We start from the raw sequence: 20,920 nt of genomic DNA, 5'->3' as shown, positions 1-20,920 counted from the left end.
TGACAGACGGTTGTCAGGAGCCTTCCTTTATGGTGCCTTTGCCGCATGGCGGCGGGCAACGGAGAGGAGAGCTTTTCATGACCATCAAGGCCAGCTGTCACTGCAGGGCGACGACATTCGAGGTTTCGCAAGCGCCCGAGACAGTAACGCAATGCACCTGCTCGTTCTGCTCCAAGCGCGGCTCGCTGTGGGCCTACTACGTTCCGTCGCAATTCAAGCTCACCAGCCCGGCAAAGAACGTCTCCGTCTATCAATGGGGATCGAGGACCGTCAAACACGGGTTTTGCGCCATTTGCGGCTGCGGCACCTTCACCGAGACGCCGGACTGGTCGACCGGCAAACCCGACTTCGACAACCCCAAGATCTCGGTCAATTCGCGGCTGTTCGACGATTTCGACCTCGACAAGGTCGAGGTGGTCGTTATCGACGGCAAGAATCTCTGGTAGGCCGTCAATAGCGGCAGAGGCACAAGGGTGGCGCAAGCGGGGGAAAAGCCGCTTTCTCCGTTCCGCTTTTCGCCGTATTTCATGGTACAAGACCCGTGGAAGGGCTGATATGCGCGGGCCGCAAAGGCCGCGGTTTGGAGAGGGACGTTATCTCATGAAAAAGACTGTGCTCGTCGCCGTTGCGACGGCTGTGCTGGTGAGCGCCTGCACGACCACTGATCCATATACCGGCGATCAGAAGATTTCCAACACAGCCGCGGGTGCAGGCCTTGGTGCCTTGGCCGGCGCCAGCCTTGGTCTGCTTGCCGGCGGCAATGACCGCCGCAATGCGCTGATCGGGGCCGGTATCGGCGCGCTGGCCGGCGGCGCCATCGGCGCCACGATGGACCAGAACGAGGCTGAATTGCGCCGCCAGCTGCAGGGCACCGGCGTCAGCGTCACCCGCACCGGTGACCAGATCATCCTCAACATGCCGTCCGACATCACCTTCAACGTCGACCAGGATGCGGTGAAGCCCGGCTTCTACCAGGTGCTGAATTCGGTGGCGCTGGTGCTGAACAAGTTCCGCCAGACCACGGTCGATGTGTTCGGCCACACCGATTCGACCGGTGGCGACGAGCACAATTTCGATCTGTCGCAGCGCCGTGCATTGGCGGTCGCCAACTATCTGTCGGGACAGGGTGTCGATTCGCGCCGCTTCGCCGTCACCGGCTTCGGCAAGACCCGTCCGATCGCATCCAACGCAACGTCGGCCGGCCGCGCGCAGAACCGGCGCGTCGAGATCCAGCTTTCGCCGCTCACCTGATCAGGCCGGCATCCAAATGCGAAGGCGGCCCCGCAAGGGGTCGTTTTCATTTTGGCTCCTGTCGTCGGCCAAACGGTCTAAAGCATTAGAATTTTCTAATAATCTCTTTCCGGACACCTTGGAAAGGATTAGCATTGGTGCCGTTCCAGAGGGGATGGGGCGGTACAAACGGCCGCGCAATCATCACTTAGCCGGCCCCGGTCCTGCACGGCCAGATAACGAAATCTGGGAGGAATGCATGACAAGAACGGCTCGTCTCGGGCGTTTCGGCGCCCTCGTTTTGGCTGGTCTGGTCTCTGTTTGGTGCGTGGGCGCCACGGCTCGAGCCGAGGACGCCAACAAGGCCGACATCGAAGCCTTGAAGAAATCGCTCGCCAAATATGAGGACTACACGGCCGCCATCCGCGACCTCTATCTGTCGACCGAAGGTTGCGTCTACTTCAGCGGCGAAAAGATACCCGGCACCATGGACTATCCAAAGGGCGCTATGGGCATCCATTTCGTCAATGTTCCCAGCGTCGGCCAGAAACTCGACCCAATGAAACCCAATGTCTTGATCTACGAGCCGACCAAAAAAGGCTTGAAGCTGGTGGGCGTGGAATGGCTGGTGCCGCTGACGCCGGACGTCAAGGAAGCCCCCAAGCTATTCGGCCAGACCTTCAAGGGACCGATGGAAGGGCACTATCCGCTCATTCCGAAGGAGTTCGTCCACTACGACCTTCATGCCTGGCTGTTCAGGGACAATCCGAACGGCATGTTCAGCCCGACGAACCCGAAGGTGAAATGCAGCAAGGCCGAGTTTCCGATGCTGGAAAAGCCGACCAAGATGATGCCCGGACCGATGTGACGGGACGGAAATGATCGCGGCAGGCAAGCCGGGTGATCGGCTTGCCTCGCGAAACCGAAAACCGGAAATCAGACCTTGGCGACGATCTTCATGAAGGCCGGCATGTCATCGCCGAAGCCGACCGTGCCGTCATTGTCGTCGCCGCCGCGGTTGTTGCGGGCAGGGCGGCTGTTGCCAGAGCGCTGCGGCCGGGTGTCGCCGCGTTCCGGAGCACGGTTCTCGTTGTTGCGATCGGAGACCTTGCGCTCGCCATTTTCGGAGCGGATCGCTTCCTTGCGCTGACGCTGTTCGCCAATGTCGGCAACCGCGGCTTCGGCTACGACCGGCTGTTCCTCGCGCGCGGCATCCGCCGGGGCTTCGTCGCTGGGCTTGGCATGGCGCTCGCGCGGCTTGCGCTCGCCACGATCTTTGCGGTCTTCGTCCTTGCGGCCGGCGCGGCGCGGGGCGCCACGGCCACGGCGGGGCGCTTCGTCCTCGCTGCTTTCGCTTGCGACCACCGTCGACAGGTCGCCGTCATGCCACTCGATCTTGTTGCCGATCAGCCGCTCGATAGCGTCGATGTATTTGGTGTCCGACTTGGTGGCGATGGTGAAGGATTTGCCGGAGCGTCCGGCGCGGCCAGTACGACCGATGCGGTGGACATAGTCTTCGGCGTGTATCGGCACGTCGTAGTTGAAGACGTGGCTGACGTCGGGGATGTCGAGGCCGCGCGCGGCGACGTCGGATGCCACGAGATAGCGCAGCTTGCCGTCGCGGAAATTGGCCAGCATCTGCATGCGGGCGCGCTGGTCCATGTCGCCATGCAGCGCGCCGGCGTCGAAATCATACTTCAGCAGCGAGCGGAACAGTTCCGACACTTCGACCTTGCGGTTGCAGAAGATGATGGCGTTCTTCAGCTCGGCATCTTCGGCCTTCATCAGATTGCGCAGCGTCTCGCGCTTGTCCCAGGGCTTTGAGCCCGACTTGACCAGGCGCTGGATAATGTTGGTGGCAGCGGACGCGGCCTTGGAAACCTCGACGCGCACCGGTGCATGCAGGAACTTTTCGGTGAGCTTGGTGATCTCCGGCGGCATCGTCGCCGAGAAGAACAGCGTCTGCCTGGTAAACGGGATCATCTCGCAGATGCGCTCGATGTCTGGGATGAAGCCCATGTCGAGCATGCGGTCGGCTTCATCGATGACGAGGATCTCGACGCCGTTGAGCAACAGCTTGCCGCGTTCGCGGTGGTCGAGCAGGCGGCCGGGCGTGGCGATCAGCACGTCGGCGCCGCGCTCGAGCTTCTTGTCCTGCTCATCGAAGGATACGCCGCCGATCAGCAGCGCGATGTTGAGCTTGTGGTTCTTGCCGTATCGGATGAAATTCTCTTCGACCTGCGCGGCGAGCTCGCGCGTCGGCTCGAGGATCAGCGTGCGCGGCATACGGGCGCGGGCCCTGCCTTTTTCGAGGCGGGTGAGCATCGGCAGCACGAAGGAGGCGGTTTTGCCGGTGCCGGTCTGGGCGATGCCCAGAATATCCTTGCCGAGCAGCGCATGCGGGATGGCGCCGGCCTGGATCGGCGTCGGCTGCGTGTAGCCGGCATCGGTGACTGCGGAAAGGACCTTGGGCGACAGGCCGAGGTCTGAAAAGGTCAACGCTTCTGGAGCGGTCGTGGTGTCTGAGGACAAGTGTTGTTGTCTTTGGCTGGTTCGGGGAAGCGCAACGGCATCCGTCGCGGCAAGCACAGCGTGCCTGCAAGATTGGTATTGCGATTAGGCGCAAGCCCGCGATTTGTCAACAGAAACGGGCGGGATTGGTGCGATTGTGAAACGTACGCTTAATCGCGATGCTTAATCAGGTAGTGTCTTTTTGTGCCGGCTCAATAGCGAAACTGCTCGGCGAGAATGCGTTCGTTCCACGAATGGTTGGGGTCAAACAGCAGCGTCGCCGTCGCGCTCAGTGATTCCCGAACCGTGACGGAAGTCACCGCCTTGACCTCGGTGTGGTCGGCGGCGGCGTTCACCGGCCGCTTTTCCGGCTCCAGAATATCGAAGCGAACGGTCGCCTTGTTGGACAACAGGGCACCCCGCCAACGGCGCGGCCGGAACGGGCTGACCGGGGTCAACGCGAGCAGCGGCGCGTCGAGCGGCAGGATCGGCCCGTGCGCCGACAGATTGTAGGCGGTGGAGCCGGCCGGCGTCGCGATCATCACGCCGTCGCAGTTCAGTTCCTCGATCCGGATCTGTTCGTCGACGGTGATGCGGATTTTTGCGGTCTGATAGGATTGGCGCCACAGCGCCACTTCGTTGATGGCAAGTGCTGAAATCGTCTCGCCCTCATGCGTCACCGCCAGCATCTCCAGCGGCCGGATCGTTTCGGCGACGGCAGCGGCGATGCGTTCGGTGAGGCCGCCGACGCGGTATTCGTTCATCAGGAAACCGATGGTACCACGGTTCATGCCGTAGACCTTCTTTCCCGTGCTCATCGTGTCACGCAAGGTCTGCAGCAGAAAACCGTCGCCTCCCAGCGCCACCACCACCTCGGCGTCCTCGAACGAGGTCTGGCCATAGCGGGCCGACAGGCTTTCCATCGCCGCCCTGGCATCGGCGGTGTCGGACGAGACGAAGGCGAGACTGGCGTTGCTCATGACTTCCCGATGGCGGTCGGCGGCGGTTGCGTGGGGTAGCATGGGCAAGCGCATCTGCAAAGGGAGGCCGCGTCCGGTGCCACCGCGGCTGCGCCGGATCGAAAACCATGGCTCGCGCTTCATGTCGCCGGAGAGGCGAATGTGATGGTTAAGAGCGAGCTTAAACACTCGTAAAGCCCGATCGATCATGTTAGCCGGCAGAGGATGGGTGGCTGGGGGGCTAGCCAGTCGAGACCTGTCTATTGCCGGTGACACGCCTGATTATCGTCTTCCTCGTGATGGGAAGTTTCGCGCTTCTCTTCGCCGAACTTGTGCGACAGTCCGAGGACATGAGTTCCAGGCCGAGGCCGACGGCCTCACGCTGCGGCGACGCCGGCATGCCATGCCCGCAAAACGCTTTGTAGGCTGAAGCCGCAGCCGATCCGCCGACGGCGCGGCTGCAATCCATCACCCACTGCCTGATAATCTGTAGGTTTGACGGCATCGACCAGCTCGTCGACGTCTGGCCGATACCGTCGCCATGCCGGCAAAAAGATATTGACTGTATGTTTAGTAATTAATACCGTCGCGGACATACCGAGTTGGTCAGCCGGCATCCGCCGGTGAATGACCACCAGGACGAAGGGAACATACGGACTCGAGGCGGCAATCCCGCCGGTCCCGACAATGGGAGACAATAAGCATGCAGCTGAAATCCACCGCGACGGCGCTCGCGCTGCTGGCCATGACCGGCATTGCCCGCGCCGATGGCGAACTGCAAATCTACAATTGGGGCAACTACACCAGTCCGGAGTTGATCAAGAAGTTCGAGGACACCTACAAGATCAAGGTCACCGTCACCGACTATGATTCCAACGACACCGCCTTGGCCAAGGTCCGCCAGGGCGCCTCCGGCTACGATATCGTCGTGCCCTCGGCCAGCGTGATGCCGATCTGGATCAGCGAAGGCTTGCTGTTGGAGACCGATCCCAACACGATGGAAAACTTTAAAAATGTCGATCCGAGATGGGTCGATGTGCCGTTCGATCCCGGCCGCAAATACTCCGTTCCGTGGCAATGGGGCACGACCGGCATCTCGGTCAACAAATCGGTCTATGCGGGCGACCCTAACACCTCGGCGATTTTCCTCGATCCGCCGCCGGAACTCGTCGGCAAGATCAATGTCGTGCCCGAAATGGGGGACATCATGTTCCTCACAATTGCCTATGAGGGGGGCAAGTACTGCACCGACGACAAGGTGCTGCTGAAGAAGGTGCATGACAAGTTGGTCGAGGCGAAGGGCAAATGGCTGTCGCTCGATTACGCTGCCGTTGATGGCCTGGGCCGGGGCGACATTGCCGCCGGCGTCAACTGGAACGGCATATCGCTGCGCGAGCGGCTTGAAAACGACAAGATCGTCTACGGCTATCCCAAAGAGGGCTTTCCGATCTGGATGGACAATGTCGCGGTGCTCAAGGACGCCAAGAACGTCGAAAACGCCAAGCTCTTCCAGAATTTCATCATGGACCCGAAAAACGCCGCGCTGATCTCGGCCTTCGCGCACTACGCCAACGGCATCAAGGGCTCCGAGCCGTTCCTGCCGGACGACATGAAGGGGGCGCCCGAAGTGGACGTTCCGGCCGAATTTGCCGACAAGGGCCAATTCATGCCGACCTGCCCCGCCGACATCCAGGCGCTCTACACCAGGATCTGGACCGACCTGCAGAAATAGCAGCGCCGTCAGCCGAACTTGCCAACATCCTTCGGGCCGCTCACGGCGGCCCGGCCATCCCTCATGCCAGATGCGGTCAAGCCGCCGCGGGAGATTTTGATGTCCGATCTCGACCTTTGCTACATGCCGGCCAGCGAGGCGTTGCGGCTGTTCAAGGCGAAGAAACTGTCGCCTGTCGACCTGATGCAGGCCACCATCCGCCGCGCCGAAGCGACCAAGGCGACAATCAACTGCTTCACCTTCACCCATTTCGACGAGGCGATGAATCTCGCCAGAAAAGCCGAAGCGAAATACGCCAAGGGCGCCAGGACCGGTGCGCTCGAGGGCCTGCCGATCGGCATCAAGGATGAGAGCTACATCAAGGGCAAGCCGACCTCGCATGGCTCGCTGCTGTCGAAGGACGCCATTGGCGGCCACACGTCGACGATGAACGAGCGTGTCACGAAGGCCGGCGGCATAGTGCATGCCCGCACGGCGACGCCCGAATTCAGCTGCGCCGGTTACACCTGGTCGAAGCGCTGGGGCGTGACGCGCAACCCCTGGAATCTGGATTATACGCCGGGCGGTTCGTCGGGCGGTTCGGCGGCGACGCTGGCCTCGGGCACATCGTCGATCGCCACCGGCTCGGACATTGCCGGCTCGATCCGCATCCCGGCCTCGGCCTGCGGCCTGGTCGGCTTCAAGCCGCCTTACGGCCGCAACCCCGACGAGCCGCCCTTCAACCTCGACTTCTATTGCCACACCGGGCCGCTCGCCCGAAATGTCGGGGATGCGATCCTGCTGCAGAATGTCATGGCCGGACCGAGCCCGCTCGACATCGCCACGCTTCGCCCGAAACTGCGCCTGCCGCTCGACTACAAGCCGATCAAAGGCTGGAAGATCGCCTTCTCCATGGATCTCGGTTCTTTTGAGGTTCACCCTGACGTGCGCAAGAACACGCTCGCTGCCTGCGACGTGTTCCGCTCGCTTGGCGCTACCGTCGAGGAGGTCGACCTTGGCTGGGGCGACGAGGTGCTCAAGGCCGGCATGGCCTATCTGGAGCATCTCTTCGGTGCCTCGCTGGCGCCCCTGCTCGCCAAGCACGGCAAGGACATGACCAGCTATGCCAGGCAGTTTGCGCAGGAAGGGCAAAAGTCGAAGGCGACGGATTTTGTCGCGACCCTGGACGTAGCGGCCAGGATGTACCAGACGCTGGGGCCGTTGCTGGAAAAATACGACGTGCTGATCTGCCCGACAAACGCGCTTCCGGCGGTGCCGGCGGAATTCGATCAGACCAAAGGCACGGTCGAGATCAACGGCGAGCACGTAAACCCGTCGCTGGGTTGGGTGATGACGACGCCGTTCAACATGCTGAGCCGCTGCCCGGTTCTGTCCGTGCCGTCGGGCCGCGCCGCCAACGGCGTGCCGACGGGCATCCAGATTGTCGGCCGCACCTACAGCGACGCCGATGTTTTCCGGGCGGCGATGGCCTATGAGACGGCTCAGGGTCAATGGTACACGAATGCCGGGACACGCCCGTCGCTCTGAGTCCGCGAAGAGCCGGCGTGCCAAAGCAGCGGCGGGATGTTTCGCCGGGGAAAGGCCTGACGACAATGGCGCAACGCAAAGCCACCGCTGAGGCGGGAAAAAGCAAGGCGACCAAGGGTGCAGCGAACGACGCTGCCCCTAAGGACCGCCGGCGCGAGCGCGGCGAAGCGAGCATCCAGCGCATCATCGACGCCACCATCGAACTTATCGCGGAGGAGGGCCTTGCCAGCGTCACCATGCAGCGCATCGCCGAGCATGTCGGCTCGTCCAACGCGCTGGTGGTCTTTCATTTTCGCAGCAAGGAGAATTTGTTCCGGGCTGTGCTGCAATATCTCAGCGATCAATACGACGCGCTGTGGATCACGCTGGTGCGGGCACCCGGCCTGTCGCCGGTGGAACGGGCCTTGGGCGCGGTCGATTGCGCGCAGCGCTTTGCCCGTCTGCATCCGAAATGGGTGTCAGTCTTCGTCGTGTTCTCCAGCGACCGCAAGAGTATGCAGATCTACAATGAAATCGGCTTGCCCAGCGATCTCGCATACACCGCCGAGGCGCGCGATCTGCTGATCGAAATCGCGCGCGACGGCGGCTACACCGGCGTCGACATCGACACGTTATCGGAAAGCCTGAACTATCTGGTTCACGGCGCCTGGTACTGGGATCATCTCAACCCGTCCAGTCGCGACACCGACGTGCTGCGCAAGACCATGCTCCTCCTGCTGCACCAGGCGTTTCCGCGGCATTTTGAGTTGGAATGACGGCGGCGGCGCGATTTTCAGCCGAAGAACCTCTTGAGTTGCAAACGAAAGGTGATACAATCTTAGGGTGTATTATACGCAATGCAGGTTGTGTCGTAGGGGGACGGGCGAATGTGGCATTGGGCAATACTGCTGCTGATTGGTGTGCCTGTTTTCTTCGCTGTCCGCTCGGCACGCAAACGCTCACGACCTCCGACAGACCTTGAGGGATTTGGCGGCTGGCTGATGCTGCTGGCGATCGGTCAGTCATTGTCGCCGTTGCGCACACTTGTGGACATTGCCAGATCGGTCGAAGACTACCAGCGGCTCATCACACTGCCAAATGGAGCTTTGGCGGTGTATGGCGAAGTGGCCCTCAATCTGGCCTTTCTAGTGCTTCAGCTGGTCGTGCTCGTTTCGATGCTGCGGCGAAGCCACCGCTTCCCGAAACTGTTCATATGCCAATGGTTTGCGATTCCTCTCTTATTCATCCTGGACACGGTTTGGATATCAAGAATGCTCGGTATCCCGATCAACCAGCTCCTTGACGGGGATACATTGATATCGGCTCTCATATCCATCATCACCACGGGGCTTTGGGCCGCTTATGTCTACAGGTCGATCAGGGTGAGAAACACGTTCGGTGGCGATACGGCGGCCATTCAGGCTGCGACGTTCTCCTAGAAGGTCCGACGGTTGCGAGTTGGCCTGATGTCGGTGACGCCGGCCGCCGAAATAGAACCGTCGGCAGTCCTCCTTCGCCAAGGCTTCGAAGGACACTTCATTCCTCTAACGAGCTTTGGGTGGCCTGCCACCCGAAGCTCGAAGAGTGAAGGCTGGTGCCCCCGGACGGAATCGAACCGCCGACCTTCGGTTTACAAAACCGCTGCTCTACCAGCTGAGCTACAAGGGCACGGGGCTCCGGTTAGCATATTTGCCGCGCCAGTAAAGACAAAACTCCGTTTTCGATTGCTAATGAACCCACCGGGCCGGCTGGCGCCGCCATGCTAAAAACCGCCAATTCCTTTCCTACATATCATCAAGGTGCAATCGCCTGGTTAGGGGACTCGCATGATCAGACTTGTCATCATTCTCCCGCTCGTCGTCATCGCCTGGTTTCTCTTGGTCAAGCTCATCAAGGACGTGAAGAGCGCCAATATCGACTGGACCGGTATCGCCACCATTGTCGGTTTTATAGCGATGGCGTTCTGGCTGCGGCATGTCACAGGAATGGGGTGACAGAGAGTGAGTAGGGAATAGTCAGTAGTGAGTAGGGGCTTAGGGAGCCAGGGCAGAATCCAACCTAATTCCTACTGCCTACTCACTACTCGCAAAACCCTCGAACCTTTCGCTGTGGCGCCAAGACCCACCGAGCGACGAGATTCTTGCCTCAACAGCGTTTTTTGCTGGCCGAGAAAAAAAGTCAAAAACCCGTCGAACCTTTTTCTTTGCGGCAACGACAGATGATCAAGAGGCGGATGGATCGCCTCTAGCAACGAAACAAGGAGATCATCATGTTCACGCGCAAAAGCGCTTCTGCCCTTATCGCCAGCACCGTCGCCGCCACCTCGCTGGTCAGCACCGTCCAGCCCTCGGCCGCCCACAGCCATCACCACAACCGCGAAATCGGCATCGGCATCGCCGCCGGCGTTGGCGGCTTCGTCCTCGGCAGCCTGCTCAACCAGCAGCCGCGTACCGTCTATGTCGACGACGAGGGTGGTTCCTGGCACGTCCGCCGCTGCGCCAACCGCTACGCCAGCTACGATCCGTACTCCGACACCTATGTCGGCTATGACGGCTACCGCCACTATTGCCGCCTTTAACAGGTCGGTTTCAGACAATGAAGAAGGGGCTCCACTGCCCCTTTTTCATTCACGCTAGGATTTCTGCGTGTCGATCGGCAACCCTGCCGCGCGGCAGGCATCCGCAATCGCCCCTTGCTGCGTGTTGCCCATCGCGGCGAGTTCGAAGCTGTTGTCGGCATCCTGGTAAATCCTGCCAAGGAAAGGCTCGTAGTCAGCAGAGCCGCCGGCAGCGTTCTTGTCATCGACAGAGCCGCATATCACGATTTCTTTGCGGCCGTTCATCGTGCGCTCGCCGGCCAGTATGGGTCCGAACCTCGCGGCGACAGGATTTTTCAAGTGCTGGCGCACGCCAATGGTGATGGTCTCCTCCAGGGCGAGCGAGACCGCAATGGGATCGGCGCGCTGGCTCGCGGCGGGTTCAGGTCGCGGCGGTGTCGTCGCCACGCAACCGCAAAGCGAAGCGAAGAGCAAAAGCTGGACCGTTTTCCGCATGCTCGCCCTTTTGCATGCCTGCGAAGGCCGCGGCAAGACTGGCAACGTCCATGTGGCCGGCGATGTACAGCGATTTTGCGAAAGTCTAGTCTGCCACCCGAGCGCCAATTGAGGGGAGGGTGGTTTGGACGAGCAGGATCCGAAGGAAGACCTGATCGAGCCGGTTTTCCGCAATGGTACGGTCACCACCGTCGGCATCCTGCTGGCGTTCTCGCTGGGCTTCGTCACCCATTGGGCGGCCAACCCGATACCGTGGCAACTCCATCATTTGCTTGCCGTGGTGCCGATCCTGGTTGGCATCGCCCTGCAGATGCGGGCGCTGTCGTTGCTGCTCGACCTGGATTCGCTCCGCCGGCCAATCTACGAACGCGCGAACCGCATCTTCATGGCCGGCATCATCCTGACCGCCTGCGGCGTCGGGCTGGCGATTCTGCTCGATGTCTTCGAGGTATCGGCGAGGAGCGCGCTGGTCGGGGCTTAGTCAGGTCAGCCTGACGCCGCCGATCATCTTCGTCACCTCCGCGGCCGCGTCGCGCACCAGCGGCCCGATCTCGCCCAGCCGCTCCGGCGTCACCCGCACCGTCGGGCCGGAGACCGAAACACCGCCGATCGGCTCGCCGAATTCGTTGAAGATGGCGGCGGCCACGCAGCGCATGCCGGGATGACGCTCCTCGTCGTCGACCGACCAGCCGCGATGCTTGATGACAGCCAGATCATGGGCGAGCGCCGAGATATCCGACAGCGTCTTGTCGGTGAAGCGCTGCAGGCCCGATTTGCGCAGGATGGCCGCGACGCGTTCCGGCTCGAGCTGCGCCAGCACCGCCTTGCCGATGCCCGAGGCATGGAAGGAGCTGCGCGTGCCCGGGCGGAAGAAGGCCCGGATCGCCTGATGCGTCTCGACCTGGCTGACGAAAACCACGCAATCGTCCTCGGCTACGCCGAGATTGGCGGTTTCACCGGTCTTTTCCATCAATTCCTGCATGACGACGCGGGCGCGGTCGACCAGCTTGCGCCGGCGCAGGAAGGCCGCGCCCATGCGGTAGGTCTCGACGCCGATCGACCATAGCTGGTCCGATGTATCGAACTCGACCATGCCGTGGTTCTGCAGCGTCGTCAGCATGCGGTAGGCGGTGGAGGCGGCGAGCTCGCTGCGCGCCGATATTTCGCTCAACGACAGGCCGCTGCCCTCGGCAACGATGGCCAGGATGCGCAAGGCCCGGTCGAGCGACTGCACCGAACCGGCCTCGGCCGGCCCATTGAAGGCGCGGGGCCGGCCGCGCTGGCGTTTTTCGCTGGTTTCCATGGCGGCATTGTCGTCGATTTCTCCAAAAGAACAATGAAAAAGTTTTTCACTGATTTTTCGATCTGGATTCATGGAAAACGAAAAATCAAGAGAAATCAGTCAGTAGTGGCTGTTTTCTAGAAATGAAAAATTATTCTGAAAAAATTGAAAAATGGCCGGAGCGCTGGCATTGTCAGCCAACCAACAATCTTGCGGAGGCTGGACATGGCCAGGATGCGCGCTGTCGATGCAGCGGTTCTCGTTCTCGAAAAGGAAGGCATTTCCTGCGGCTTCGGCGTGCCGGGCGCGGCGATCAACCCGTTCTATTCGGCGCTGAAGGCGCGGGGCTCGATCCGCCACATACTGGCTAGGCATGTCGAGGCGGCCTCGCACATGGCCGAAGGGTATACGCGGGCCAAGGCCGGCAATATCGGGCTGTGCATCGGCACATCAGGTCCAGCCGGCACGGACATGATCACCGGTCTCTATTCGGCGGCCGCCGATTCCATCCCGATCCTGTGCATCACCGGCCAGGCGCCACGGGCGCGGCTGAACAAGGAGGATTTCCAGGCTGTCGACATTGCTGCGATCGCCGCACCTGTCGCCAAATGGGCGGTCACCGTCATGGAGCCCTATCTTGTGCCGATGGCGCTGCAGAAGGCGTTTCATTTGATGCGCTCGTCGCGGCCGGGTCCGGTGCTCATCGACCTGCCGGTCGACGTGCAACTGGCCGAGATCGAGTTCGATATCGACGCCTATGAGCCGCTTGTCCCGTTCAAGCCGGCCATGTCGCGCGGCCAGGCCGAAAAGGCGCTGGCGATGCTCAACGCGGCGGACAAGCCGCTAATCGTTGCCGGCGGCGGCATCATCAATGCCGACGCGTCCGATCTGTTGATCGAATTCGCCGAGATCACCGGCGTGCCGGTCATCCCGACGCTGATGGGCTGGGGCGCGATCCCCGACGATCACCGGCTGATGGCGGGGATGTGCGGGCTGCAGACCTCGCACCGCTACGGCAATGCGACGATGCTGGAAGCCGATTTCGTTTTCGGTATCGGCAACCGCTGGGCCAACCGCCACACCGGTTCGGTCGACGTCTACACCAAGGGCAAAAAGTTCATCCATGTCGACATCGAGCCGACGCAGATCGGCCGTGTCTTCGCGCCGGATCTCGGCGTCGTCTCCGATGCGGGTGCGGCGCTGAAGATCCTGCTCGACGTCGCCACCGAATGGCGGTCGGCAGGCAAGCTGCGCGACTGGTCGGGCTGGGCCAAGGAATGCCAGCAGCGCAAGAAGACAATGAAGCGCAAGACGCATTTCGAGCAGGTGCCGTTGAAGCCGCAGCGCGTCTATGAGGAGATGAACAAGGCCTTCGGCCGCGACACCACCTACGTCACCACGATCGGCCTGTCGCAGATCGCCGGCGCGCAGTTCCTGCATGTCTACAAGCCGCGCAACTGGATCAATTGCGGCCAGGCCGGCCCGCTCGGCTGGACGCTGCCGGCAGCCCTTGGCGTGCGCGCCGCCGATCCGGACCGCACCATCGTGGCGCTGTCGGGTGACTATGACTTCCAGTTCATGATCGAGGAACTGGCGGCCGGCGCGCAGCACAAATTGCCCTACATCCATGTCGTTGTGAACAATGCCTATCTCGGCCTGATCCGCCAGGCGCAGCGCGGTTTTTCGATGGATTTCGAGGTCAGCCTCGCCTTCGAAAACGTCAACCGCGCAGACGATCCCGAGGCCGGCTATGGCGTCGACCATGTCGCGGTGGCCGAGGCGATGGGCTGCAAGGCGGTGCGGGTGCGCAAGCCGGAAGAGTTCGCCGGCGCGTTCAAGGAAGCGCAGCGGCTGATGAAGGAACATCAGGTGCCGGTGGTGCTCGAATTCATCCTCGAACGCGTCACCAACATTTCCATGGGCACGGAAATCGACAAGATCACCGAATTCGAAGACCTTGCCGAAAGCCATGAGGATGCGCCGACGGCCATCGTCCTCCTGGATTAAGCTTTGGCGGGAAGAAGGAGAAAAAGAATGCCGCGTTTTTCAGCCAATCTGTCGATGCTGTTTGGCGAGCACGAATTCCTCGACCGCTTCGACGCCGCCGCCCGCGCCGGCTTCAAGGGCGTCGAATATATCGGCCCGTATGATCACGCGCTTGACGTGGTCGCGGCGCGGTTGAAGAAGAACGGGCTCAGCCAGGTGCTGTTCAACCTGCCCGTAGGCGACTGGGGCAAGGGCGAGCGCGGCATCGCCGTTTTGCCCGACCGCGTGCCGGAGTTCCGGCAAGGCATCGCCAAGGCGATCTCTTACGCCCACGCACTAGGCTGCGAGCAGGTCAATTGCCTCGCCGGTATCGCGCCGCAAGGGGCGGATCGCTCGGTGCTGGAAAATACCTTCGCCGAGAACCTGGCGTTTGCGGCGGAGAAGCTGGAGCAGGCCGGCATCCGGCTGCTGATCGAGCCGATAAACACCCGCGATATCCCGGGGTTCTTCCTCAACTATTCGGACCAGGCGCTGGCGTTGATCGACCGCGTCGGCTCGAAGAACCTGTTCCTGCAATACGACATCTATCACATGCAGATCATGGAGGGGGATCTCGCCCGTACCATCGAGGCTAACCTTGGCCGCATTGCGCATATCCAGCTTGCGGACAATCCCGGCCGTCACGAGCCGGGGACGGGCGAGATCAATTATCCCTTCCTCTACGAGCACATCGACAGGATTGGCTATTCCGGCTGGGTTGGGGCGGAATACAAACCGAAGGCGGGCACGGAGGCTGGGCTGGGGTGGTTCCGGGAGCTCAACGGGCAGGGGAGCGCGGCGGCTTAGCTGTTGGCAACTACTCGGCGTTGGTGCCGCCCCTCACCCTTACCCTCTCCCCGTGAAGGACGGGGAGAGGGGGTCACCGGCGTCGGAGCGCTTCCCTTCTCCCCGTTACTATACGGGGAGAAGGTGCCGGCAGGCGGATGAGGGGCGGTGCTAGCGTTCAATCAGTCTGGACAAGACTTTTAGGAGAAACAATGGAAACCATCGGCTTCATCGGCCTCGGCATCATGGGCGCACCGATGGCGGGGCATCTGCTCGATGCCGGCTACACTGTCATTGCCAGCGACCATCGCTCGAAGGCGCCGGCCGATCTCGTCGCCAAGGGCCTGAAGACTGTCAGCGGCCATGCCGCCGTGGCGAAGGCCGCAGACATCGTCATCACCATGGTGCCCGACACGCCGCAGGTTGCCGACGTGCTGTTCGGCGACAATGGCGTCGCATCCGGCCTCAGCAAAGGCAAGCTCGTCATCGACATGAGTTCGATCTCGCCGATCGAGACCAAGACCTTTGCCAAAAAGATCAACGATCTCGGCTGCGACTATCTCGATGCGCCGGTGTCGGGCGGCGAGGTCGGCGCCAAAGCGGCGTCGCTGACCATCATGGTCGGCGGTGAGGACAAGGCGTTCGAGCGCGCAAAGCCTGTCTTCGAGAAGATGGGCAAGAACATCACGCTTGTCGGTCCGAACGGCGTCGGCCAGACCACCAAGGTCGCCAACCAGATCGTCGTTGCGCTGACCATCGAAGCCGTCGCCGAGGCGCTGGTCTTTGCCTCAAAAGCCGGCGCCGATCCGGCCAAGGTCAGGCAAGCACTGATGGGCGGACTGGCGGCATCGCGCATCCTCGAAGTGCATGGCGAGCGCATGGTCAAGCGCACCTTCGCGCCGGGCTTTCGCATCGAACTGCACCAGAAGGACCTCAATCTGGCGCTGGAAGGCGCCAAGGCGCTTGGTGTTTCGCTACCCAACACCTCGACCACGCAGCAGCTGTTCAACTCATGTGCGGCCAATGGCGGAGCGAAGGAGGATCACTCGGCGCTGGTTCGGGCGCTGGAGCGGATGGCAGGACATGAAGTGGGTGAATAGTGAATGGCAAGCCACTCAACCATTCACCATTGACTATTCACCATTCACTTTCCCAGGAATTTCCGCGCTGCATACAAACTCACCGCCGCGGCGTTCGACACATTGAGCGAACGAATCGCGCCGGGCATGTCGAGGCGGGCGAGTGTCGTCACCGTCTCGCGCGTCTTCTGGCGCAGGCCTTTGCCTTCGGCGCCGAGCACCAGCGCGATCTTGTCGCCTGAAAAACTCGTTTCGAGTTCGGCCGGGCCGTCCGAATCGAGGCCGATGGTCTGGAAGCCGGCCTCATGTAGTTGTCCCAGCGCGTCGGCCAGGTTCTTCACCTCGACCTGATCGATATGCTCAAGCGCGCCGGAGGCCGATTTGGCCAGCACGCCGGATTCCTGCGGGCTGTGGCGGGCGGTGGTGATCAGCGCGCCCGCGCCGAAGGCGACCGAGGAACGCAGGATGGCGCCGACATTGTGCGGGTCGGTGACCTGGTCGAGCACCAGCACCAGTTTTGTATCGCCGAGCGCGTCGAGGCGTTTCGGCTTCAGCGGCTCGGCCTCGATCAGTACGCCCTGGTGGACGGCGTCCGAACCGGTGACCTTGTCGATCTCCTTCGGCTCGACCAGCTCCGCCTTGAACGGCAGCGCGGCGAGGTCGGCAATCGCAAGCCGCTCGGCGGCGTTGCGAGTCACCAGCATTTTTTTGATCTTGCGCCGCGGATTGTCGAGCGCGGCCCGCACCGTGTGCAGGCCATAGAGTCGCACCAGTCCGTCTGCGGCGTTCTCGCCCGGCGGCACCGGCTGGCGCGGCCGGAAGGTGGGCGCACCGCCGGCCTTCTCGTCGCGGTGGGCGCGGCGCAGCTTGGCGTAGTGGGTGTCTTTGGCGGTCTTGGGCGTGTTGTCATTGCTCATGGCCGGCTTCTATAGCTGTGTCGCAAGGGCATGGATACAGGCAGAAAGCCGGCTTGCCGGGCGGGCTGTCAAAATCAGCGCATTTTGCCGAGACGTGCGGTTGACACCCACTGGCCTTGCCGCCATAAGGCGCTTCGCTGATTTCGGACAAAACCTTGGTTTCGACCTGATCGGCGGGAATGCCTCGTTGCAAGGCTTCGACGGCAGGCTGGAGAGGTGCCCGAGTGGTTAAAGGGGACGGACTGTAAATCCGTTGGCTTAGCCTACGTTGGTTCGAATCCAACCCTCTCCACCACTGCCAGCCCGTCAGCCCTGAAGCGATGCGGGTATAGCTCAGTGGTAGAGCAGCAGCCTTCCAAGCTGAATATGCGGGTTCGATTCCCGCTACCCGCTCCAAACTTTCCCCAATCCGCATCAGATTTCAGCGATACCTCCACGATGTTGCCGTCGGGACTTTTCGGTTTCCGTCTACACGCCGGTCGATCCATCGACCGCCAGGCAGTTCGCGATGCTGTCGAAGCCACGCCCGACAGCCGCAAGGCGATGCCGGGCGTCTTGGCTGAAAATGCTGGAGCGGCGCCCTAGCTGTTGAAAGCGGACGCGACCTGGTGCTGCGGCGGCACCTGGCCATTCGGCGTCAGCCTGTCGACAATGCCGGGCAGGGCGGTGGACAATTGCTTGAGCAGTTCCTGCTCGTCGAGCCCGGTCCTTTGCGCGATCTCGCGGATGACTTGAGGGCCGATCGCCCTGCCAAGATCATTGGCGTTGATCGGCTGGTTCTGCCCGGTGCCGACCCAGGAGTCGGCAACATTGCCGTGGCCGGCATCCTTCAACTTGTCGAGCAGTCCGCCCAGTCCGCCGAGCAGGCCGCCGTCGCCGGAGGCGGTGGTTCCTGTAGGGGCAGGCGTTTGAGGCTGGGCAGGCACGTCAGGCTGTTCGGCATTTCTGCCGCTCAGCATCTTTCCGACCAGCAGCGCGCCGAGCGCGATCATCAGCGGTTTGGTGATGTTGCCACCGGGTACGGCGTTGTCAAAAAGTCCCATAGGTCCAATCCTCCGTAGCGACCAAGCCCCGTCCCATCGCTAGAATGGAGCGCGGGGGCCGAATTTCAAGTTGGCTTGAGCTTTTGACAATCATGTGACCATGATCGGCCGGCGGGGGGAATGGAGAGGAAAAATGGGCATCATCAGCTGGATCATCCTCGGCGTCATCGCCGGCTTCATCGGCAGCAAGATCGTCAACAAGACCGGCCAGGGCCTGATCATGGATATCGTGCTCGGCATTGTCGGCGCCGTTGTCGGCGGCGTGATCTTCAGCGCCTTCGGCGCTTCGGGTGTGACCGGCCTCAACATCTGGAGCCTGATCGTCGCCGTGATCGGCGCGGTGGTCGTGCTGTGGGCCTATCATCAGATCAGCGGCAGGCGGGCGCTTTAAGGGCCAGTTCTGTCGATCTGACTGGCTGCCGATACGTTGCCGTGAAGGCTAGGCGACGACGGTCAGTCTGCGCTTGCGTTCATCCAGCGAGACGATCGTGAGCCCGCTCGCCACTACCAGCAGGATGCCGCACACGGCCAAGGCATTCGGGAACTGCCCGAACACCAGCACGCCTGAAATGACCGCCCAGACGGTGAAGCAGTAGTAGAACGGCGCCACGACGCCGGTCGGCCCGACGCGATAGGCCATGAAGATGAAGAAATGGCCGAAGATCAGGAAGAACCCGGCGCCGGCCATCAACAGCAGGTGACGGGCTTCCGGCATCACCCAGCGCTCGGAAACCAGATGCGCGGCACCCGCGCCGATCAGCACCACCACGACGGCGGAAATGGCGACGATCATGCCCGGCACCTCGGCCGGGACCCGCCTGCCGGCGAGATCGCGCGCGGCCGACAGGGCGGCGTTGCCGAGCGCCAGCAAGGCATAGACCGAGATGCCCTCCATGGTCGGCTGCGCCACCATGACCGCGCCGACGAAGCCGAGCCCGATCAACGCCATGCGCACGCCGCCGATCCGCTCGCCGAACAGGATGGAGGAGCCGACCAGCATCAAAAGCGGGGTGATCTGCCCCAGCGCGGTTGAATCGGCGATCTGCATGTTGGCCAGCGCCACCACATAGCAAAGGATCGCCGCCAGCTCGAGCAGGTTGCGGCGCAGCACGCGCTTGTCGAAGATCAGCGGGATCTGCCTGCCATAGCCGAGCAGGAATAGCAGCGGCACGCCCCACAGCGTGGCCGCGACCCCGCGCAGGAACAGCACCTCATAGGACGGCAAGCCTGCGGTGGCGAGCTTCATCATCGTGTCGTTGACGAGGTAGGACCCCGTCGAAACGATCATGAACAGCGGGCCGCGTATGGATGTGGGGATGAAATGCATCGGGCGACCAAATCAGACCGGCGCCGCAGCGGCAATGGGCCAGGCGCGGGCTGCCAATCCAGCAAGGAAGAGCCAGGACATAGCCGGGAGTTGCAGACACGCGCTGAAGCCGGCGCCATTTCATTTCCCGTCGCGCGTTCCTATATCAGCGCCATATCCCCCGCAATCGGATCATCGGTTCGGACCGAGTGGACAGCGCACCCGGCCACAAGGCACTTGTGTTTTTCGGCCGTAGTCGCTAATCGCCCCGCATTCGACTGAACTGAAGGTCAAGGCCGTCCAAGGAAAGAGACTATGGCAAAAGGTAAATTCGAGCGCACTAAGCCTCATGTGAACATCGGCACGATTGGTCACGTTGACCATGGCAAGACGTCGCTGACGGCGGCGATCACGAAGTATTTTGGCGAATACAAGCGCTACGACCAGATCGATGCGGCGCCCGAAGAGAAGGCCCGTGGCATCACCATCTCGACGGCTCACGTCGAATACGAGACAGCCAACCGCCACTACGCCCACGTCGACTGCCCCGGACACGCCGACTATGTGAAGAACATGATCACCGGCGCCGCGCAGATGGACGGCGCGATCCTGGTGGTTTCGGCTGCAGACGGCCCGATGCCGCAGACCCGCGAGCACATTCTGCTTGCCCGTCAGGTCGGCGTGCCGTCGATCGTTGTGTTCCTGAACAAGGTCGACCAGGTCGACGACGCCGAACTGCTCGAACTGGTCGAGCTCGAGGTTCGCGAGCTTCTGTCGAAGAACGAGTTCCCCGGCGACGACATTCCGATCGTCAAGGGCTCGGCGCTGGCTGCTCTGGAAGATTCGAACAAGACCATCGGTGAAGACGCGATCCGCGAGCTGATGGCTCAGGTCGACGCCTACATCCCGACGCCGGTTCGTCCGCTGGACAAGCCGTTCCTGATGCCGATCGAAGACGTGTTYTCGATCTCGGGTCGTGGCACGGTYGTGACCGGYCGCGTCGAGCGTGGCGTGGTCAAGGTCGGCGAGGAACTGGAAATCATCGGCATCCGTCCGACGACCAAGACGACCTGCACGGGCGTTGAAATGTTCCGCAAGCTGCTCGATCAGGGCCAGGCTGGCGACAACATCGGCGCGCTGCTGCGCGGCGTTGATCGTGAAGGTGTCGAGCGCGGCCAGGTTCTGGCCAAGCCCGGTACGGTGAAGCCGCACAAGAAGTTCGTGGCTGAAGCCTACATCCTGACCAAGGACGAAGGTGGCCGTCACACGCCGTTCTTCACCAACTACCGTCCGCAGTTCTATTTCCGCACGACCGACGTGACCGGCATCGTGTCGCTGCCGGAAGGCACGGAAATGGTGATGCCCGGCGACAACATCACGGTCGATGTCGAGCTGATCGTGCCGATCGCCATGGAAGAGAAGCTGCGCTTCGCCATCCGTGAAGGCGGCCGCACCGTCGGTGCCGGCATCGTCGTCACCATCAAAGAATAAT

General features: G+C 61.9%; 22 protein-coding genes and 3 tRNA genes. 17 read left to right on the top strand and 8 right to left on the bottom strand.

Features of this window, described 5'->3' with window-relative positions; all coding sequences use genetic code 11:
- Positions 1–77 precede the first annotated feature (77 nt).
- The 3 genes from AC1D1L_RS12080 (at position 78) to AC1D1L_RS12070 (ending at position 2,098) form a co-directional block, all read left to right on the top strand.
- The gene (locus tag AC1D1L_RS12080) at positions 78–446 is read left to right on the top strand and encodes a GFA family protein (protein WP_477341523.1); all 369 of its coding nucleotides are present in this window, start codon (positions 78–80) and stop codon (positions 444–446) included.
- Positions 447–600: 154 nt separating this feature from the next.
- Entirely contained in the window at positions 601–1,251 is a 651-nt protein-coding gene (locus tag AC1D1L_RS12075) for a YiaD family glycine zipper/OmpA-like lipoprotein (protein ID WP_112564362.1), read from the top strand.
- Between the two features lie 238 nt (positions 1,252–1,489).
- Positions 1,490–2,098, top strand: coding sequence for a hypothetical protein (locus AC1D1L_RS12070; protein ID WP_477341521.1), 609 nt, complete (start codon positions 1,490–1,492; stop codon positions 2,096–2,098).
- Positions 2,099–2,166: 68 nt separating this feature from the next.
- On the opposite strand, the gene AC1D1L_RS12065 is transcribed toward AC1D1L_RS12070, so the two are convergent.
- Both AC1D1L_RS12065 and AC1D1L_RS12060 read right to left on the bottom strand, forming a co-directional pair.
- A complete protein-coding gene (locus tag AC1D1L_RS12065) occupies positions 2,167–3,762 on the bottom strand; it encodes a DEAD/DEAH box helicase (RefSeq protein WP_477341519.1) in 1,596 nt (531 codons plus the stop codon).
- Positions 3,763–3,953: 191 nt separating this feature from the next.
- A complete protein-coding gene (locus AC1D1L_RS12060; RefSeq protein ID WP_477341517.1) occupies positions 3,954–4,721 on the bottom strand; it encodes an NAD kinase in 768 nt (255 codons plus the stop codon).
- A gap of 682 nt (positions 4,722–5,403) precedes the next feature.
- On the opposite strand from AC1D1L_RS12060, the gene AC1D1L_RS12055 reads away from it, so the two are divergent.
- The 4 genes from AC1D1L_RS12055 to AC1D1L_RS12040 all read left to right on the top strand — a co-directional run bounded on the left by AC1D1L_RS12055 (position 5,404) and on the right by AC1D1L_RS12040 (position 9,377).
- Positions 5,404–6,432 (top strand): extracellular solute-binding protein, encoded by a 1,029-nt coding sequence (locus AC1D1L_RS12055; protein ID WP_477341515.1) that lies wholly within the window; start codon positions 5,404–5,406, stop codon positions 6,430–6,432.
- Between the two features lie 99 nt (positions 6,433–6,531).
- Positions 6,532–7,959, top strand: a complete 1,428-nt coding sequence (locus tag AC1D1L_RS12050) for an amidase (protein ID WP_477341513.1) — start codon at positions 6,532–6,534, stop codon at positions 7,957–7,959.
- 65 nt (positions 7,960–8,024) lie between these two features.
- The gene (locus tag AC1D1L_RS12045; RefSeq protein ID WP_477341511.1) at positions 8,025–8,714 is read left to right on the top strand and encodes a TetR/AcrR family transcriptional regulator; all 690 of its coding nucleotides are present in this window, start codon (positions 8,025–8,027) and stop codon (positions 8,712–8,714) included.
- Between the two features lie 111 nt (positions 8,715–8,825).
- The gene (locus AC1D1L_RS12040) at positions 8,826–9,377 is read left to right on the top strand and encodes a DUF2569 family protein (protein WP_477341509.1); all 552 of its coding nucleotides are present in this window, start codon (positions 8,826–8,828) and stop codon (positions 9,375–9,377) included.
- 153 nt (positions 9,378–9,530) lie between these two features.
- Here AC1D1L_RS12040 and AC1D1L_RS12035 read toward each other — a convergent pair.
- Positions 9,531–9,606 (bottom strand) — tRNA-Thr (locus tag AC1D1L_RS12035).
- A 158-nt stretch (positions 9,607–9,764) separates the two neighbouring features.
- On the opposite strand from AC1D1L_RS12035, the gene AC1D1L_RS12030 reads away from it, so the two are divergent.
- Both AC1D1L_RS12030 and AC1D1L_RS12025 read left to right on the top strand, forming a co-directional pair.
- Positions 9,765–9,932 (top strand): hypothetical protein, encoded by a 168-nt coding sequence (locus AC1D1L_RS12030; RefSeq protein WP_112567179.1) that lies wholly within the window; start codon positions 9,765–9,767, stop codon positions 9,930–9,932.
- 275 nt (positions 9,933–10,207) lie between these two features.
- Positions 10,208–10,516, top strand: coding sequence for a BA14K family protein (locus tag AC1D1L_RS12025; protein WP_477341507.1), 309 nt, complete (start codon positions 10,208–10,210; stop codon positions 10,514–10,516).
- A gap of 54 nt (positions 10,517–10,570) precedes the next feature.
- Here the strand turns inward: AC1D1L_RS12025 and AC1D1L_RS12020 are convergent, their stop codons facing one another.
- Positions 10,571–10,942: a hypothetical protein gene (locus AC1D1L_RS12020; RefSeq protein WP_477341505.1), complete on the bottom strand. Its 372-nt coding sequence runs from the start codon at positions 10,940–10,942 to the stop codon at positions 10,571–10,573.
- A 172-nt stretch (positions 10,943–11,114) separates the two neighbouring features.
- Here AC1D1L_RS12020 and AC1D1L_RS12015 point away from each other — a divergent pair, with 172 nt between their 5' ends.
- Entirely contained in the window at positions 11,115–11,471 is a 357-nt protein-coding gene (locus AC1D1L_RS12015) for a hypothetical protein (RefSeq protein ID WP_181061891.1), read from the top strand.
- Here AC1D1L_RS12015 and bhcR read toward each other — a convergent pair whose 3' ends face one another.
- Positions 11,472–12,293, bottom strand: a complete 822-nt coding sequence (bhcR, locus tag AC1D1L_RS12010; protein WP_477341503.1) for an HTH-type transcriptional regulator BhcR — start codon at positions 12,291–12,293, stop codon at positions 11,472–11,474.
- Between the two features lie 204 nt (positions 12,294–12,497).
- Here bhcR and gcl point away from each other — a divergent pair, with 204 nt between their 5' ends.
- From gcl to AC1D1L_RS11995, 3 genes are all read left to right on the top strand, one after another.
- Entirely contained in the window at positions 12,498–14,279 is a 1,782-nt protein-coding gene (gcl, locus tag AC1D1L_RS12005) for a glyoxylate carboligase (RefSeq protein ID WP_477341501.1), read from the top strand.
- A gap of 27 nt (positions 14,280–14,306) precedes the next feature.
- Positions 14,307–15,104 carry a 2-oxo-tetronate isomerase gene (otnI, locus tag AC1D1L_RS12000; protein ID WP_477341499.1) on the top strand — a complete coding sequence of 266 codons (798 nt, stop codon included), beginning with the start codon at positions 14,307–14,309 and terminating at the stop codon, positions 15,102–15,104.
- Positions 15,105–15,295: 191 nt separating this feature from the next.
- The gene (locus AC1D1L_RS11995) at positions 15,296–16,183 is read left to right on the top strand and encodes a 2-hydroxy-3-oxopropionate reductase (RefSeq protein WP_477341497.1); all 888 of its coding nucleotides are present in this window, start codon (positions 15,296–15,298) and stop codon (positions 16,181–16,183) included.
- 44 nt (positions 16,184–16,227) lie between these two features.
- On the opposite strand, the gene AC1D1L_RS11990 is transcribed toward AC1D1L_RS11995, so the two are convergent.
- A complete protein-coding gene (locus AC1D1L_RS11990; RefSeq protein ID WP_477341495.1) occupies positions 16,228–17,079 on the bottom strand; it encodes a TrmH family RNA methyltransferase in 852 nt (283 codons plus the stop codon).
- A gap of 210 nt (positions 17,080–17,289) precedes the next feature.
- Here AC1D1L_RS11990 and AC1D1L_RS11985 point away from each other — a divergent pair.
- Positions 17,290–17,374: transfer RNA gene (locus AC1D1L_RS11985), tRNA-Tyr, on the top strand.
- Positions 17,375–17,401: 27 nt separating this feature from the next.
- Positions 17,402–17,475, top strand: a tRNA-Gly gene (locus tag AC1D1L_RS11980).
- Between the two features lie 185 nt (positions 17,476–17,660).
- Here the strand turns inward: AC1D1L_RS11980 and AC1D1L_RS11975 are convergent.
- Complete coding sequence (locus tag AC1D1L_RS11975; protein ID WP_477341493.1) at positions 17,661–18,122, bottom strand: YidB family protein; 462 nt, start codon at positions 18,120–18,122, stop codon at positions 17,661–17,663.
- A 133-nt stretch (positions 18,123–18,255) separates the two neighbouring features.
- On the opposite strand from AC1D1L_RS11975, the gene AC1D1L_RS11970 reads away from it, so the two are divergent.
- Positions 18,256–18,513 carry a GlsB/YeaQ/YmgE family stress response membrane protein gene (locus AC1D1L_RS11970; RefSeq protein ID WP_477341491.1) on the top strand — a complete coding sequence of 86 codons (258 nt, stop codon included), beginning with the start codon at positions 18,256–18,258 and terminating at the stop codon, positions 18,511–18,513.
- A gap of 48 nt (positions 18,514–18,561) precedes the next feature.
- Here the strand turns inward: AC1D1L_RS11970 and AC1D1L_RS11965 are convergent, their stop codons facing one another.
- The gene (locus AC1D1L_RS11965; RefSeq protein WP_477341489.1) at positions 18,562–19,449 is read right to left on the bottom strand and encodes a DMT family transporter; all 888 of its coding nucleotides are present in this window, start codon (positions 19,447–19,449) and stop codon (positions 18,562–18,564) included.
- A 294-nt stretch (positions 19,450–19,743) separates the two neighbouring features.
- Between AC1D1L_RS11965 and tuf the strand changes: the two genes are divergently transcribed.
- Entirely contained in the window at positions 19,744–20,919 is a 1,176-nt protein-coding gene (gene tuf / locus AC1D1L_RS11960; RefSeq protein WP_013895701.1) for an elongation factor Tu, read from the top strand.
- Position 20,920 lies beyond the last annotated feature (1 nt).

This window comes from Mesorhizobium sp. P2_D6, from assembly GCF_056404315.1.
The sequence above is the reverse complement of the archived record's forward strand: the minus strand, read 5'-3'. Positions and strand labels throughout refer to the sequence as shown.

Coding starts and splice junctions, on each gene's coding strand:
- AC1D1L_RS12080 (WP_477341523.1), top strand. CDS start 78: ATGACCATCAAGGCCAGCTGTCACTGCAGGGCGACGACATTCGAGGTT.
- AC1D1L_RS12075 (WP_112564362.1), top strand. CDS start 601: ATGAAAAAGACTGTGCTCGTCGCCGTTGCGACGGCTGTGCTGGTGAGC.
- AC1D1L_RS12070 (WP_477341521.1), top strand. CDS start 1,490: ATGACAAGAACGGCTCGTCTCGGGCGTTTCGGCGCCCTCGTTTTGGCT.
- AC1D1L_RS12060 (WP_477341517.1), bottom strand. CDS start 4,721: ATGAGCAACGCCAGTCTCGCCTTCGTCTCGTCCGACACCGCCGATGCC.
- AC1D1L_RS12055 (WP_477341515.1), top strand. CDS start 5,404: ATGCAGCTGAAATCCACCGCGACGGCGCTCGCGCTGCTGGCCATGACC.
- AC1D1L_RS12050 (WP_477341513.1), top strand. CDS start 6,532: ATGTCCGATCTCGACCTTTGCTACATGCCGGCCAGCGAGGCGTTGCGG.
- AC1D1L_RS12045 (WP_477341511.1), top strand. CDS start 8,025: ATGGCGCAACGCAAAGCCACCGCTGAGGCGGGAAAAAGCAAGGCGACC.
- AC1D1L_RS12040 (WP_477341509.1), top strand. CDS start 8,826: ATGTGGCATTGGGCAATACTGCTGCTGATTGGTGTGCCTGTTTTCTTC.
- AC1D1L_RS12030 (WP_112567179.1), top strand. CDS start 9,765: ATGATCAGACTTGTCATCATTCTCCCGCTCGTCGTCATCGCCTGGTTT.
- AC1D1L_RS12025 (WP_477341507.1), top strand. CDS start 10,208: ATGTTCACGCGCAAAAGCGCTTCTGCCCTTATCGCCAGCACCGTCGCC.
- bhcR (WP_477341503.1), bottom strand. CDS start 12,293: ATGGAAACCAGCGAAAAACGCCAGCGCGGCCGGCCCCGCGCCTTCAAT.
- gcl (WP_477341501.1), top strand. CDS start 12,498: ATGGCCAGGATGCGCGCTGTCGATGCAGCGGTTCTCGTTCTCGAAAAG.
- otnI (WP_477341499.1), top strand. CDS start 14,307: ATGCCGCGTTTTTCAGCCAATCTGTCGATGCTGTTTGGCGAGCACGAA.
- AC1D1L_RS11995 (WP_477341497.1), top strand. CDS start 15,296: ATGGAAACCATCGGCTTCATCGGCCTCGGCATCATGGGCGCACCGATG.
- AC1D1L_RS11990 (WP_477341495.1), bottom strand. CDS start 17,079: ATGAGCAATGACAACACGCCCAAGACCGCCAAAGACACCCACTACGCC.
- AC1D1L_RS11975 (WP_477341493.1), bottom strand. CDS start 18,122: ATGGGACTTTTTGACAACGCCGTACCCGGTGGCAACATCACCAAACCG.
- AC1D1L_RS11970 (WP_477341491.1), top strand. CDS start 18,256: ATGGGCATCATCAGCTGGATCATCCTCGGCGTCATCGCCGGCTTCATC.
- AC1D1L_RS11965 (WP_477341489.1), bottom strand. CDS start 19,449: ATGCATTTCATCCCCACATCCATACGCGGCCCGCTGTTCATGATCGTT.